Annotated in this window: 15 protein-coding genes and 1 tRNA gene; 8 read left to right on the top strand and 8 right to left on the bottom strand. The window is 67.9% G+C overall.

All coding sequences use genetic code 11. The features are described 5' to 3' along the window. Positions 1-15: 15 nt before the first annotated feature. Positions 16-1,704 carry a sensor histidine kinase gene (locus tag NBT82_RS13620; RefSeq protein WP_251328658.1) on the top strand — a complete coding sequence of 563 codons (1,689 nt, stop codon included), beginning with the start codon at positions 16-18 and terminating at the stop codon, positions 1,702-1,704. Positions 1,705-1,749: 45 nt separating this feature from the next. Further along, positions 1,750-1,868 (top strand) — tRNA-Gly (locus NBT82_RS13615). 34 nt (positions 1,869-1,902) lie between these two features. Here NBT82_RS13615 and NBT82_RS13610 read toward each other — a convergent pair. After that, a complete protein-coding gene (locus NBT82_RS13610) occupies positions 1,903-2,061 on the bottom strand; it encodes a DUF7563 family protein (RefSeq protein ID WP_251328657.1) in 159 nt (52 codons plus the stop codon). An 89-nt stretch (positions 2,062-2,150) separates the two neighbouring features. Here NBT82_RS13610 and NBT82_RS13605 point away from each other — a divergent pair, with 89 nt between their 5' ends. After that, the gene (locus tag NBT82_RS13605; RefSeq protein ID WP_251328656.1) at positions 2,151-2,690 is read left to right on the top strand and encodes a CBS domain-containing protein; all 540 of its coding nucleotides are present in this window, start codon (positions 2,151-2,153) and stop codon (positions 2,688-2,690) included. 139 nt (positions 2,691-2,829) lie between these two features. On the opposite strand, the gene purM is transcribed toward NBT82_RS13605, so the two are convergent. Further along, complete coding sequence (gene purM, locus NBT82_RS13600; protein ID WP_251328655.1) at positions 2,830-3,804, bottom strand: phosphoribosylformylglycinamidine cyclo-ligase; 975 nt, start codon at positions 3,802-3,804, stop codon at positions 2,830-2,832. Positions 3,805-3,886: 82 nt separating this feature from the next. Between purM and NBT82_RS13595 the strand changes: the two genes are divergently transcribed. Together NBT82_RS13595 and corA are read left to right on the top strand one after the other, a co-directional pair. Next, positions 3,887-4,051 carry a hypothetical protein gene (locus tag NBT82_RS13595; protein ID WP_251328654.1) on the top strand — a complete coding sequence of 55 codons (165 nt, stop codon included), beginning with the start codon at positions 3,887-3,889 and terminating at the stop codon, positions 4,049-4,051. After that, positions 4,048-5,043, top strand: coding sequence for a magnesium/cobalt transporter CorA (gene corA, locus NBT82_RS13590; protein ID WP_251328653.1), 996 nt, complete (start codon positions 4,048-4,050; stop codon positions 5,041-5,043). The genes NBT82_RS13595 and corA overlap by 4 nt, the downstream gene beginning before the upstream one ends. On the opposite strand, the gene NBT82_RS13585 is transcribed toward corA, so the two are convergent. Genes NBT82_RS13585 through NBT82_RS13565 form a run of 5 tightly spaced genes read right to left on the bottom strand, consistent with a single transcriptional unit; the run spans position 5,044 to position 10,202 of the window. After that, positions 5,044-5,787: a proteasome assembly chaperone family protein gene (locus NBT82_RS13585; protein WP_251328652.1), complete on the bottom strand. Its 744-nt coding sequence runs from the start codon at positions 5,785-5,787 to the stop codon at positions 5,044-5,046. A gap of 25 nt (positions 5,788-5,812) precedes the next feature. After that, entirely contained in the window at positions 5,813-7,243 is a 1,431-nt protein-coding gene (locus NBT82_RS13580; RefSeq protein ID WP_251328651.1) for an MATE family efflux transporter, read from the bottom strand. Further along, positions 7,240-7,836 carry a TetR/AcrR family transcriptional regulator gene (locus NBT82_RS13575; protein ID WP_251328650.1) on the bottom strand — a complete coding sequence of 199 codons (597 nt, stop codon included), beginning with the start codon at positions 7,834-7,836 and terminating at the stop codon, positions 7,240-7,242. The genes NBT82_RS13580 and NBT82_RS13575 overlap by 4 nt, the downstream gene beginning before the upstream one ends. Before the next feature lie 60 nt (positions 7,837-7,896). Continuing rightward, positions 7,897-8,526, bottom strand: coding sequence for a zinc metalloprotease (locus NBT82_RS13570; RefSeq protein WP_251328649.1), 630 nt, complete (start codon positions 8,524-8,526; stop codon positions 7,897-7,899). Then, on the bottom strand, positions 8,523-10,202 hold the full coding sequence (locus tag NBT82_RS13565) for a TraB/GumN family protein (protein ID WP_251328648.1): 1,680 nt from the start codon (positions 10,200-10,202) through the stop codon (positions 8,523-8,525). Before NBT82_RS13565 ends, NBT82_RS13570 begins: the two co-directional genes overlap by 4 nt. 52 nt (positions 10,203-10,254) lie before the next feature. On the opposite strand from NBT82_RS13565, the gene NBT82_RS13560 reads away from it, so the two are divergent. From NBT82_RS13560 to NBT82_RS13550, 3 genes are read left to right on the top strand one after another with little or no spacing between them, the layout of a single operon-like run. Further along, a complete protein-coding gene (locus NBT82_RS13560; RefSeq protein ID WP_251328647.1) occupies positions 10,255-11,580 on the top strand; it encodes a glycerate kinase type-2 family protein in 1,326 nt (441 codons plus the stop codon). A 47-nt stretch (positions 11,581-11,627) separates the two neighbouring features. Next, positions 11,628-11,972 carry a DUF7552 domain-containing protein gene (locus NBT82_RS13555; RefSeq protein ID WP_251328646.1) on the top strand — a complete coding sequence of 115 codons (345 nt, stop codon included), beginning with the start codon at positions 11,628-11,630 and terminating at the stop codon, positions 11,970-11,972. Beyond that, positions 11,969-12,742: a DUF7260 family protein gene (locus NBT82_RS13550; RefSeq protein ID WP_251328645.1), complete on the top strand. Its 774-nt coding sequence runs from the start codon at positions 11,969-11,971 to the stop codon at positions 12,740-12,742. Before NBT82_RS13555 ends, NBT82_RS13550 begins: the two co-directional genes overlap by 4 nt. An 84-nt stretch (positions 12,743-12,826) precedes the next feature. On the opposite strand, the gene dpsA is transcribed toward NBT82_RS13550, so the two are convergent. Beyond that, a complete protein-coding gene (gene dpsA / locus NBT82_RS13545) occupies positions 12,827-13,375 on the bottom strand; it encodes a DNA starvation/stationary phase protection protein DpsA (RefSeq protein ID WP_251328644.1) in 549 nt (182 codons plus the stop codon). Positions 13,376-13,523 lie beyond the last annotated feature (148 nt).

Raw genomic sequence — 13,523 nt, 5'->3', positions numbered from 1 at the left:
GTCTCACCTCCGGGAGTGGCGTGGGACCCGACCCTCTACACCCTCCTCGGTATCGCCGCGGCCGGCCTGTTGTGTCTCGTCGCCGTCGCGGGGTGGAAACACCGATCTGAGCCCGGTGCGAAGGCGTTTCTCGCACTCATCACGGCGCTTGCCGGCTGGGCGCTGGTCTACGGCGTTCAACTCGGGTTCGCCACACTCGACGCTCAACTCGCCTGGCAACGCGTCGCACTCGCCATCGGGGGGCCGGTACCAACCCTCTGGTTTCTCTTTGCGGTCCAGTACACGAACCGCTGCGACTGGCTCACCCGTCTCGTGCGGGCGATCATAGTCCTCGATCCGATCGTCTTCGGCCTGTTGACGCTCACGAACCCGTCCCACGGACTCGTCTGGCACGAGGCGACGCTCGTCTCGTACGGGTCCACGCAGGCCCTCGGTCTCGCCTTCGGTCCGGGGTATTATCTCCACATCGCGTACGCGTACATCGCGATGTCGGTTGGATTCGGGTTCCTCGTCCTGGCGACGATCCGGTCGACGCTGTACCGGACGCAGGCGGGACTACTGGTACTCGGGGCGATCCCGCCGCTCGTGGCGAACGCGACGTTCTCGCTCGGGCTGAACTGGTCCCCACTCCCGGCCGTCGACTTCACGCCGTTCGCGTTCATCGTCACCGGCCCGTGTTTCGGCCTGGCGCTGTTCCGGTTCGACCTCCTCGAACGCGTCCCGGTCGCGAGAAAGCGCCTCATCGCCGACGCCGACGACGGCTTCGTCGTCCTCGACGAGTCCGAACGGATCGTCACGTTCAATCCGACCGCGGCACTGATCCTCGACGATCCGACCGAGGGGGAACCGATTCGGGAGTGTCTCCCGGCGACGGCGGATGGCTCGACGCCGGAGAACGTCGACGGGACGACCCTGACGGCGATCGTCGATCAGCAACGGCGCGTCTACGACGTGACCCGGTCGACGCTGTCGGATCACCACGGCCGGGTGGTGGGATACGTCCTCCGCTACCGGAACGTGACCGATCGTCACCGGTACGACCGCCGTCTGAAGGTCGCAAACCGGGTGTTGCGTCACGACCTCCGAAACCGAATGAACCTCATCACAGGGTGGGCCGACCGTCTCGGGCGGAGCGACGACGAGGAGGCGGCGGTCGCCGCCGAACGGATCGCGGAGACGGCAGAGTGCCTGATCGAGTTGAGCGAGCAGGTCCGGTTACTGGTCGAGACGGCCAAGGATACCGGCGACACCGCCGAACGCGTCGTCCTGAAAGCCCACATCGAACCGCTGCTGGAAGGGTTGCGGGAGGCGCATCCCGACGCAGTCGTCGAGTCCGATATCCCGTCGACGACGGCGGTGATCGTCCCGAGCGCGAAACTCCTCACTATCGCGGTCCAGAATCTCCTCGAGAACGCGATCGAACACAACGACACCGACCGGCCCTGGGTGCGGTTGACCGTCGAGAGCGCGAGCGGCGACGACGAGTATACGCGAATCCACGTGGCCGACAACGGGCCCGGCATCCCCGAGACCGAACGCGACGTGTTGCACGAGGGACTCGAAACCCCCCTAGAACACGGGAGTGGTCTCGGCCTCTGGCTGGTCCACTGGACCGCCACGGCCGCCGGCGGAGACGTCTCCTTCACGGACGAGGCCGCCGGAAGCGTCGTCACGCTCGCCCTCCAACCTGGGAACGGGGACTGACGGTGGCCGGTGCGTATTAGTGACTCGTCGGCGTACGCTCGTGGTGGAAGGGTGGCTCAGTGGTAGAGCGTACGCCGTCCACCGCCTACGTGGGGCGGTCGACGGGTCGTCGACCGACTCCGGTCGGCGCATGGCTTCGCGTGGTTCGATTCCCGCCCCTTCCACTTGCGGGACGAGGTGGGAAAGACGGGGGCGGCGTCAGGAGTTGCGGGGGGAGCGAGCGTTACGAACGTCAGCGCCGTCACGGACCATATCCTCACAGCGGGGGCACACGCGCGGATCCTCGACGCCGTTCGGCGTGAACACCCGGGCGTAATCCCGCGTGACGAACGCACCACAGTTCTGGCACTCGGGCATACGGACGTCAGTTCTCGTCAGATTTCACATAAGTCTTGGGGGCCACGGCGGTCGAAAGTAATTTTAATAACCATTGGTTATTAGGCCCCATGGATCTACCGACGCCGCAGGACCTGCGGGAGCGCCGGACCTCCCTGGATCTGACACAGAGCGCGCTCGCCGAGATGGCCGGAGTCTCCCAGCCACTGATCGCACGAATCGAGGGCGGGGACGTCGACCCGCGACTCTCGACGCTCCGCCGGATCGTCGCCGCCCTCGACGAGGCCGAGGGGAGTGTCGTCCGGGCGGAGGATCTGATGAACGAAACGCTGGTCAGCGTCGCGCCGGACGACTCCGTGGCCGACGCCGAGCGTCGGATGGAGGAAGCGGCCTTCTCACAGTTGCCGGTGTTGCAAAACGGGCTGCCGGTCGGCTCGATCAGCTTCAGCGACATTCGCCACGAGGGCGAGAACGTCGGGCAGAAAGCCGTCGCCGAGATCATGAGCGAGCAGTTCCCGACGGTCTCCCGCGAGGATTCGGTCGACAAAATCAGTAACCTGCTCGACTACTACAAGGCGGTCATCGTGACCGAGAGCGGCGAGGCTGTCGGTATCATCACCGAAGCGGACATCGCAGCGGCGCTCTCCTGAGACACGGACGGCGTCGTCCGAGGGTTTTTGACGGGATGGCGGCCATCGCGGGGCGTGACCTGACCGCCCGCCCGGGACGGGTACGCAGTCGCGTGTCGACCCCGTTCCGGCGCCGTCGCCGACGACACCTGCTCGCCACCTACAGCGTCAGGCCGCGGATCGAGACGCCGTCGCCGTCCTCGACGCGGCCGATCACTCTCCCGTCGACCGCCGCGGCCAGGGCGTCGGCGTCGGCCGGATCGAGCGCGGCTACGAACCCCGTCCCCATGTTGAACGTGCGGTGCATCTCCTCGTCGGAGACGTTGCCGGCTTCCTGCACGAAGTCGAATACGGGGTGGGGATCGAACGGATCGTCGATCACGTAGCGGGCGTCGCCGAGGCGGTGGAGGTTCGTCCATCCGCCGCCGGTGACGTGAGCGGCGGCGTGGACCCCGTGGGTCCGCATCGGATCGAGGAGATCCGTGTAGATCCGCGTCGGTTCGAGCAGGGCGTCGCCGAGGCGGTCGTAGTCGCCGAACGGACAGGGATCGGTGTACTCGCCCCGGCGCGTGACGGCTTCGCGAGCCAGCGTGAGGCCGTTCGAGTGGATACCCGAGGATGGCACGCCGACGAGCGCGTCGCCCACCTCGGCGCTTCCCGGAAAGATGGCGTCCTTGGCCGCGAGACCGGCACAGGTCCCCGCGAGATCGAGTCCGGAGACGACCTCCGGCATCACCGCCGTCTCGCCGCCCACGAGTTCGATGCCGGCGCGTTCGGCGCCCTCGGCGAGTCCGTCGCCGATCTGTTCGGCGAAGCGCTCGTCGGGGTCGTCGACCGCCAGATAGTCGACGAACGCGATCGGCCGGACGCCCGCGGCGACGAGATCGTTCGCGTTCATCGCGATACAGTCGATACCGACGGTCGAGTAATCGGAGAGCGCCTCGGCGACGAGGAGCTTCGTACCCACGCCGTCGGTCGCCAACCCCAGATATCGGTCGCCGATGTCGAGGAGTCCGGCGTAGTCACCCGTGCTCTCGCCGACGGCGCCGACGAGTGCGGCCGTCGCCGCCTCGCTCTCGGCGATATCGACGCCGGCCGCCGCGTACGTGAGTTCCTCCTCGTCGTCGTCGCTCATGCGCCACACGGCGTGGGCCGAGGGCAAAAGCACACCGTTTGCGGCGGCCGAGATATTTGCTTGTCCACGTGAGAAGGGTGGTATGGACCGAACGTTTCTGGCCGGCGCCGCCCTGTCGGTCGCCGGTATCGGCGGATACCTGGCGGGCGTGGCCGTTGCCTACCCGGGACGTGCGTTCTCGCTTACGGCGGTCATGGTCGGTATCACGCTCGTCGCGGTCGGCGACCACCGGAGGGAGCGTACGTGACCGTCCGGACGGTCGTCTACGACTCCGGGGCCGTCGAGAGTGCCGAGGAAACGGACGCCGCGACGCTCCAGGAGGCCCGGGTTGCGACGGGGACGACGTGGGTTCGACTCTCGACCCCGACCGAGGAGGAACTCGCCCGTGTGAGCGAGGTCTTCGGCCTCCACGCCCTCGAGATCGACGACGTACGGAGCAACGCCGCACCGAAAGTCGAGGTGTTTCCGGAACACACGTTCGTCTTGGTGAAGAGTGCGCGCCTCCGCGGCGGCGAGACGACGTTCGAAGAGGAGATCAGCGATCAGCCCGTGGGGTTGTTTTTCGGCCACGACTGGATCGTCACGGTCGCTATCGAGGAGACGGCCGCCGTCGGAACGGTCTGGGATCGCGTGAGCCGCGAGGAGCCGCGTCTGCTCGGCCGCGATGCGGATTTCACCGCCTACCGGATCCTCGACGCCATCGTCGACGAGTACTTCAATATCCTCGACGAGATCGGACGCGACATCGAGGCCGTCGAGGACCGCATCATCGACGACCCCGACACTGAGACCCTGGAGATCCTCAACAGCCTGCGTCGGGAGTTGCTGTCGATCAGGCGGATCGTCTGGCCGACCCGCGACGCGGTGAGTGTGCTCTCGCGGGGCGACGCCGAGCACGTCGGAACGTCGACGGAGAAGTACTTCCGTGACGTGTACGACCACCTGGTCCAACACGTCGAACTCGTCGAGACGTACCGTGATCTGGCCAGCGGTGCCCGGGACATCTACCTCAACACGCTCTCGCAGTCGACGAACGAGGTGATGAAGCGCCTGACCGTCGTCGCGACGATCATCCTTCCGCTGACGTTCGTGGTCGGCGTCTACGGGATGAACTTCGGCGGCGAGCCGTACAACATGCCCGAACTCGGCTGGCGCTTCGGCTATCCGGCGGTCATGTTGGGGATGGCACTCACCGCGGGAATCATGCTCGGATACTTCCGCTCGGAGGGGTGGCTGTGATCACATGTACATCCGATCCTCGGGCACCTGGCTCTCGTCGACCTCGGCCTGCCGGGCGGCGAGGTCCTGGTAGTACTGCTCGACGTTTCGGGCGAACTCCTCCAACGGTGCGGAATCGACGCCGAGATCATAGACGTGGTCGAAGGCCTCGATGAGTCGGATGGCGGCAGGGACGTCGGGCACCTGTGCGTGGACGGGCGTGATGAACACGGCCGTCCGGAGGTCGGACTCGATACCGCGGTACATGAGCGCGCCGTTGATGCCGTCGAGAAATCCCTTTCCCATCGGCTGGATGTCGATCCCGTCGAGGAGGTGTTCGCGGTAGTCGTCGGAGGCGACGTAGAAGGCGTCGTGAGCGTCCGGGCCGTGGGCGTAGGGGATTCCGGAGAGGGTGAGGATCTCGCTCACGTCGTGGCCGTCGGTCCAGTCGAGCAGGGCGTCGGCGAAGGGGTCGGCAGCCCAGGCCGGCAAGAAGAGTTCGTTGACGAAGACGGTCAGATCGACGTCGGGGCTGGAGAAAAACCGCGAGTGGTGGCGGGGGGTGCCGTCCTCGAAGGGAGTGATCGACGGCAGCGACTCCGCGGTGACGTGGCCGGTCTCCTCCAAGCCGAGGTGATCGACGAGATAGTCGGCGGCAGTGAGGCCGGCGAGGCCGAACGACGAGAAGCCGGCGACAACCGTGGTCGACGGTGCCGTGCAGTCGGAGATGTGAAAGGTCGGGTCCCGAAATTGGTCGTCTGACATGTCGTGAGCTACGCCGGAGTCACACTTAGTCGTTGCCGGCGGCGTCGGTCGTCGCGGGGTCGTCGGTGACGTCGGCGACCGGCGGCCCACGGCCGTCGGCGGACCGCCACGTGCCCCGCTGGAACCAGACGTAGGCGATGACCGCGCCGGCGACGTTCGAGATCAGAAAGGAGAGCCAGATGCCGGGCGGGCCCATGACCCGCGAGGCGACCCAGGCGATGGGTAGGCGGATGCCGCCGAGCATCGTCACCGCGATCGCAGCGGCGGTAAGCGTCTTGCCCGCACCCCTGAAGCCCCCGTTGTACGAGCGCATGATGCCGATGAAGCCGAAGGAGGGAGCGACATAGCGGAGGAAGGTGGCACCCACCTCGATCACGGCCCGGTCGTCGGTAAAGAGCGCGACGATGGGATCGGCGAAGAGGAACGTCACCACGCCCGCGGCGGCGAGGACGGCAAACGTCGTGCGGGCGGCGACGCGGGCGGTCAGCGCGGCCCGGGCGGGTTTGCCGGCGCCGATGTTCTGGCCGGACATGGTTTCGACGCCGCGGGAGACGGCGATGGCGGGGAGGAAGATGACCGAAAAGACCCGGACGCCGATCCCGAACGCGGCCACGACCGGCGTCGAGAAGGTGCCGACGATGAACATGAGGAGGTTGATCGCGACGGCCTGCCCGGTCCCCTCGACGGAGGCAGGGACGCCGATCCGGATCAGACGCCGGCCGTAGGAGAGGTCTGGGACGACGCTTCGGAGCCTGATGCGGACGCCGCGTCGTCCGGTGAACATGATCCAGAGGCCGACGACGAGGGCAAGTCCCCGAGAGAAGACCGTGGCGATAGCCGCCCCCTCGATGCCCCACTGCGGGAAGGGACCCCACCCGAAGATGAGGATGGGATCGAGGACGACGTTGAGCGCGACGGATCCGAGCATGACGAGCATGGGGGTGATCGTGTCTCCGTACCCGCGCATGAGCGAGACGAACACCAGAAAGCCGAACATGAAGAAGATGCCCAGCGAGATGATCTCCATGTACCCGGTCGCGAGACGCAACACGTCGGGGGCGGGGCCGAGAAGCGCGAGGACGTCGCCGACGAAGACGTAGGCCACGGCGCCGATGACGACCGAGACGACGGATGCGAACCCGATGGTCTGGGAGGCGGCGTACTCGGCTTCCCGCTTTTTGTCCGCGCCGGTGTACTGGGCAACGAGGATGCTTCCCGCCACCGCCAGCCCCATCCCCAGTGAGATGATGAGAAAGACCATCGGGAAGGCGAAACTGATCGCGGCGAGGGCGTCCGTGCTGTACTGCCCGATCCAGAAGGTGTCGGCGAGGTTGTACGCCGTCTGGAGCAGGTTGGTGACGACGATCGGAAGGGAGAGATAAAACAGGGGCCGCCCCACGTTGCCCTCGGTCAGGTCGAACTCCTCGCGAGACTTGAACAGGTCCCGGAGGTTCATCGCACGCCCCCCTCGAGATGGTCGTCGACGGCGGCGTTGATGGCGTCGCGAACGCCGTCGGCGGCGCCGAGGGCGACCCGCCGGGAGTGGGCACCGTTGACGAGTGTCACGAGAAGAACCGCCGCCATCTCCGGGTCGGCGTCGGCCCGGAACGCGCCCGCCTCGATGCCCTCGGCGACGATACGGCGGATCTCGGCGGCGAGGTAGTCGTCGAACCGTTCCAGTCGCTCGCGAAACGCCTCGTCGTGTGGGGCCTGTGCTTTCACCTCGAACAGCGCGGTCCGGAGTTCGCGGTGGGCGTCCGCGCGCGGCGGATCCAGTGCGGCATCGATCAGGGCGTCGAGGCGAGCGCGGGGCGACCCCTCGTCGGGCGCCGCGACGCGGTCGGTGTAGGCGGTAAAGAGGTGCTCGAGGAAGGCGAGCAGAAGGCCGCGCTTGGTGTCGTAGTGGTAGTGGAGGGCGGGCTTGCTCTTCGACCACTCGTCGGCGATGTCCTGCATCGTCAGGTTCGCGTAGCCGTGCCGACAGAGGGCGCGATAGGTCGCACACATGATGTCGTCGGTCGGTCCGGGGACCGAGTCGTCGGCGTTCACACAGTAACTGACCGATCAGTCAGCAAAAGGCTTCGGAATGCCGGCGAGCGGGGGCGCCGGTCAGAACCCGATGCCGAGGACGAACACCACGAACACGGTGACGGCGGCGGCGGGGACGAAGGTGAGGACGAAGACCGCCGTACTCCAGTCGAGGACGGTCCGACCGTCCAGCGCGCCGAAGGGAACGAGGTTGAACGCGGCCAGAAAGAGGTTGATCGCGACGCCGCGGCCGCCGACGAGGGCGAGTAGGGGCGAGCCGACGAAGTGGCCGGCGACGTAGACGGGCGCGAAGACGAGGGCCAACAGGCCGTTCGTGACGGGGCCGGCGAGGGCGATGAGGCCGTGTTCCCGCGGGGTGAGCCGACCACGGTGGTGGACGGCACCCGGCGCGGCAAAGAGAAATCCGACGAGGGCGCTCATGACGGCCAGAAAGAGCATACTGTAGTCGGCGCGGAACTCGGCGATCTGGTCGAACCGGACCGCCACGACCTTGTGGGCGAGTTCGTGAAGGAGAAAGCCGAGGCCGGCGGTGACCAGGGAGACGACGAGCGGCCCCACGACGCCCGCCTCCAACAACATCGAGACCGCGCGGCTCCCGCCGCCGGCGAAGAAGATGGCGAAGGCGACCCCGAGGGCAATCCACGCGACGGCCAGATCGCGGAGTTCGCGCGAACTGAACCGCAGGGTCACGAGACGGTCCTCCAGAGTAGTTCGGCGCTGTTGCGGGCGCCTTCGAGCATCAATCGCGAGATGCCCTCGACCCCGCCGATCTCCGTCGCGAACAACGGCAGGACGTACACGGCAAAGAGGAGGCTGGCGATCATGCTGCCGACGTTCGTCATCGCGACGATCATGATGAGTCGGAACAGGGGGACGTCGAACATTTCGCCGACGAGCTGACGGATCGGCTTCTCCTCGTCGCCGAGGAGTTCGTTGAGACGGCCGATGTCCGAGACGTTGACCGCGGTGTGTCGGAGTTCGACGTAGCCGGTGAACCACCCCGGTGCGAGCAGCGGGTTGACCGAGGTCATCCACGCCACGAGGCCGCCGACGGCCGTCGACGACCACCGGGCGCCGGCGAGTTTGGCGAGGCCGGCCGCGAAGACGCCGTTGACGACGAACCACGCGGCAAACAGCCGGAGGAGGAAGCCGTCGCGGACGCCGGCCATGGCGAGGAGGACGAAGAAGGCGACGAAGCCGAGGGAGATCAGGACGCCCGCGGCCTTCAGCCACGGCACGCCGCCGCCGGAGTCGGCCCCGACGAGCGACTCCCGGGACGGCAGCGTCTCGGGCGCTTCGAGGTAGGATTCGATCCCTTCGCGGTGGCCCGCGCCGACGATGGCCACGACGTCACGGCCCGCCTCGCGGAGGGCGACGAGCTCGTGGGCGATGTAGGCGTCGCGCTCGTCGATGAGCGCGCGGGCGCCGGCCGGACTGAACGCTCGGAACTCCTCCATCATGACGCTGACAACGTCGGCATCGGTGAGTTCTGACACCTCGAAGTCGTCGAGGTCGTCGGCCTCGACGGCGCCGTAGCCGGCGCGGTCGGCGAGAAAGCCACCGAGGAGGCCGACGGTTACGCCGCCGACGAGGCCGAGGGTGAGGCTGCCGACGATCCGGGAAAAGAGTGGGCCGAGCGAGGTGACGACGCCGTCCGCGAGGCCGAGGCCGAGGCCACCGAGGAGGCCGGCGGCGACGCCGACGCCGCCCGCCGCGACGAGCGCTTCGTCGGGACCGAGGACGGTGTCGGCGAGCGTGTGGGCCAGAACGCCGGCGACGACGGCGATCAGGACGCCGCCGGTGATCCGCGTGAGCAGCGGGAGGGTGAGCCCGAGCGAGGGCCCGAACAGGCCGAGAAGGGGGCCGGCGACCACGCCGGTGAGGACGCCGAGCGCGAGGCCGATCCCGCGGGCGTCGGTGACGCCGAAGGCGAGGCCGCCGACGAGTCGTGCCTTCTCCAGGGGCCCCATCCGCGCCCAGAACCGCTGGATCGTCGTCTGGATGTCGCGATCGACGAGCGCCACGTCGATACCGAGGCGTTCGGCCGTGTCGACGGCGGCCATCATGTCCGCTCCGGGCTCGATGTCGAACTTCTCGCCGAGGCGGGACTGGACGTACGAGAGCATCCAGTAGGCGAGAAACTGGAAGACCGTGTTGCCCCGGAGGAGGTCACCGGGTTCGATGTCGTCGGGCGTTTCGCCTTGCAGTTGGCGGTAGCGCCCCTCGTCGAGTTCCACTGCGACCACGTCGGGGCGGTCGTCCTCGATGGCGTCCTCGACGTCGCGGACGCTCTCGGCCGAGACGTGGGCGGTTCCGACGACGCGAACCCGCCCCTCCCGGCCGGTCGACGCCCCCTGCTCGTTCATTACCGCCCGCTACTGGGGCACGCTTTTTACCCTTGTCGGAGAGAGGCGACGTATGGTCTCCTTCGAGAACGAAGGTCGACTGGCATCGACCCGCGGGCGCGAGACGGCGCTCGATTGTGTGAGTGCAGGCATCGACGCCGCTCGCCCCGATCGCGTCGTCGACGAGACGGTCCACCTCGACGACGACGGCCTCCACGTCGGCGACGCGACCTACGACCTCTCGAACGTGGATCGCATCCTCGTCGTGGGCGGCGGAAAGGCGGCTGACGGCGTCGCGACGGCGTTGGAGGACGTTCTCGGGGAACGGATCGACGCCGGCGCCGTCGTCACTCCGGAACCCGCGGAGAGCGGTCGGATCGAGCGGTGGGAGGGCGACCACCCGGTCCCCAGTCAGGCGGGCGTCGAGGGGACCGACCGGATCCTCGATCTCGTCACCGAGACGGACGACCGGACGCTGGTCCTGGCGATCATCACCGGAGGGGCGAGCGCGCTCCTCCCGTCGCCGGCGGAGGGGATCTCGCTCGACGACCTCCAGACGACGACGGACGCACTCCTCGACGCGGGCGCCGAGATCGGCGACCTCAACGCGGTACGCAAACACCTCTCGACGATCAAGGGCGGCGGCATCGCCGAACTCTCGGCCCCCGCCCGGGTGGTCGGCCTCGTGTTCAGCGACGTGGTCGGCAACGACCTGAGCGTGATCGCCAGCGGACCGACCGCGCCGGACGAATCGACGTACGAGGACGCCCTCGACGTGTTGCGGCGCTACGACGTCGATCCCCCAGCGGCGGTCCGGGATCGGCTGGAACAGGGGGCGGCCGGCAACCTTCCCGAGACGCCGCGTCCCGCCGATCCCGCCTTCGATCGGGTGGACAACCACGTGATCGCGGACGCCTTCACCGCCATCGAGGCCGCCCAGGAGGTGGCCCACGAGCGGGGGTACGACACTTGCATCCTCTCCTCGTCGGTGCGGGGCGAGGCCCGGGAGGCGGCGCTGACACACGTCGCCGTCGCGGAGGAGATGGACTCGACGGGCAACCCCATCGAATCGCCGGCGGTCCTCCTCTCGGGCGGCGAGGTGACGGTCACCGTCCGCGGCGACGGCGTCGGGGGACCGAACGCCGAGTTCGCCCTGGCGGCGGCTGTCGACCTCCCGTCCTCAACGACGCTCGCCTGTGTCGACACCGACGGCTACGACGGCAGCAGCGACTTCGCGGGCGCGGTCGTCGACGCCGACACCGTCGACGACGTCCCAGCCGCCCACCGTGCGCTCGCGAACAGCAACGCCTACGGCTTCCTCGGCGGCCGCGAGGCGGTCCTCAGCACGGGCGCCACGGGGACGAACGTCAACGACCTGCGCGTCATGGTCGTCGAGTAGCTCCCGTCGACGAAACGCTTATTTTGTTTTAGGTTAGCCTAAACCATATGGTCGAGGCAGGTATCGACGTGTCGATCCGGGGGCGACACGCGACGATCCGCGAGACGCGAGGTCGTATCGAGGCGCTGGCCGAGGGCGGGCGCTACCGCGTGGCGTCGGCCCGAACCGGCATGGAGCCGGTACCGGTCGTCGGACTCCGGTATCCCGACCGTGAGACGGCCGCGACGGCCGCCCGGTTGACCCGCGCGTATCGGGCGGCGCTTCGACGGTGGGATCCCGCGTTGGCGTTGGTGGACCCGGTCGTTCGCGAGTCCCGGTCGGCGTCGGCGAGCCACGATACGGCATCCGGACAAGGGCGTCTCGGGGCAACCTCGGCGGGGAGGAAGTCGTGATCGGTGAGACGCACGTGCCGGCGGCCAGAGAACGGGTCGACGCGGAGCAGGTGACGGTGGACGCGAAGGTCGCAGCCTACGAGACGTTCGTCGACCGGGTGCGGGACGTGGCGACCGACGCGGGAGGCGGAGAGGCACCGGGGCCGGTCGGAACGACGCTCGCCGCGACGACGCGTCGGAGCGGTGGCGCTGCGGCGGTCCGGGAGGCGTTCGAGGCGACGGTGCGGTCGATCGAGGGCGTCGACGACGACGCCTCCGTCTTCGAGACGCTGGCGGCCGAACTCGGCGAGGAGGTGGCGGTCGCGCTGGCGCCGACGACGGGGGCAACGTTCACCGCCCAGTTTCGTGACCAGTTGATCGAGGCGGCGACCGAGCGGCGGTGGCAACTCCGGACGATGGCCACGGCACTGGAGCGCGAGGCGGCCTCGCTCGAGGCCGCGAGCGAAGCGTTCACCGCGATCCGTGAGTGGCTGGAGCGGGCCGACGAGACACCCCTGCGGGCGCTCGGGTTCGACGCCCTGCAGGCACGACACGTCCGTCTCGACGACCATCTCGACCGGTGTGCGGAGCGCGCACGGGACCGGCAGGCGTTTCTCGACGGGTCGACGAGCGAACACGCGAAGGTCGGCCTCGGACACCGGTGTCTCGTCGCCTTCCTCTACGAGGACCTCCCGGTCGACTACCCGGTTCTCGACGGCGTGGCGACGCTGGCGTCGACGTGCGAGCGGTGCCAGCGCAACGTCAGGGCCCACCTCACCCGGTGTGGGTAGGCCGACGGCGTCGGCGGGAGGAATCGATGACGGCGTCGGAAACGGGACCTGTCGGGCGTCGTCCGTCAGCAGACTGCGTCGATCTCAGTTCGTCGCGGCGTCGAGGACGAGCGTGTCGTCTTCGAGATAATGTTCGAGGTGATGAGCGTGTTCTTCGAGCGTCACGAGTTGCTCGCGGAGCATCTGGGCGGTGGCGTGGTCACCGAGCCCCTCGGCCAGTTCGACGTGGTCGCGCACCGTCTCGATGATATCGCCGTACATCTCCATGTCGTTGTGAAGCGAGGTCCGGATGTCGTAGACGTCGTCGTCCTCGGGTGTGACGGGGGCGTGCTCCTCGAGACGCTTGCCGCCGGCGAGCGGGACGCCGCCGAGCGCCTGGGCACGCTCGGCGAGTTCGTCCGCGGCCGCCTCAGCGTCCCCGGCGGCCTCGCCGAGATACTCGTGGATTTCGAGGAACTCCGCGCCCTCGACGTTCCAGTGGTGCTTTTTCAGCTGGTGGTAGAGGACGTACGTCGCCGCGAGGTCGGTGTTGAGCGCCTCGACGAGCTGTTCGACTTTTTCCTGATCGAGCCGGAGTGCGTCGCTGGCTTCGACCGAATCGGCCTGCTGTCGGACGGATTCTTGCGTGCTCATTGCGTGTTTTCGTAGGGGCTCCACCCACTTACCCTTTTTCGCTGCGGGTGGTTGTCACGATTTGAGACGGCCGATATCGGAGTTTTTGGCGGTTCTCTTTGCCGTATGGGATCGGGGGATCCTCGGGACTGACAGGAGAAGAGAGGAA

Source organism: Haloplanus sp. HW8-1 (assembly GCF_023703795.1).
GTDB lineage: Archaea > Halobacteriota > Halobacteria > Halobacteriales > Haloferacaceae > Haloplanus > Haloplanus pelagicus.
Note: the sequence above shows the minus strand (reverse complement) of the source record. Positions and strands in the feature narration are given on the sequence as shown.

Bases quoted from the DNA above. Each gene is read 5' to 3' on its own strand.
- NBT82_RS13610 (WP_251328657.1), bottom strand. From the start codon at position 2,061: ATGCCCGAGTGCCAGAACTGTGGTGCGTTCGTCACGCGGGATTACGCC.
- NBT82_RS13605 (WP_251328656.1), top strand. From the start codon at position 2,151: ATGGATCTACCGACGCCGCAGGACCTGCGGGAGCGCCGGACCTCCCTG.
- purM (WP_251328655.1), bottom strand. From the start codon at position 3,804: ATGAGCGACGACGACGAGGAGGAACTCACGTACGCGGCGGCCGGCGTC.
- NBT82_RS13595 (WP_251328654.1), top strand. From the start codon at position 3,887: ATGGACCGAACGTTTCTGGCCGGCGCCGCCCTGTCGGTCGCCGGTATC.
- NBT82_RS13585 (WP_251328652.1), bottom strand. From the start codon at position 5,787: ATGTCAGACGACCAATTTCGGGACCCGACCTTTCACATCTCCGACTGC.
- NBT82_RS13580 (WP_251328651.1), bottom strand. From the start codon at position 7,243: ATGAACCTCCGGGACCTGTTCAAGTCTCGCGAGGAGTTCGACCTGACC.
- NBT82_RS13565 (WP_251328648.1), bottom strand. From the start codon at position 10,202: ATGAACGAGCAGGGGGCGTCGACCGGCCGGGAGGGGCGGGTTCGCGTC.
- NBT82_RS13560 (WP_251328647.1), top strand. From the start codon at position 10,255: ATGGTCTCCTTCGAGAACGAAGGTCGACTGGCATCGACCCGCGGGCGC.
- NBT82_RS13555 (WP_251328646.1), top strand. From the start codon at position 11,628: ATGGTCGAGGCAGGTATCGACGTGTCGATCCGGGGGCGACACGCGACG.
- dpsA (WP_251328644.1), bottom strand. From the start codon at position 13,375: ATGAGCACGCAAGAATCCGTCCGACAGCAGGCCGATTCGGTCGAAGCC.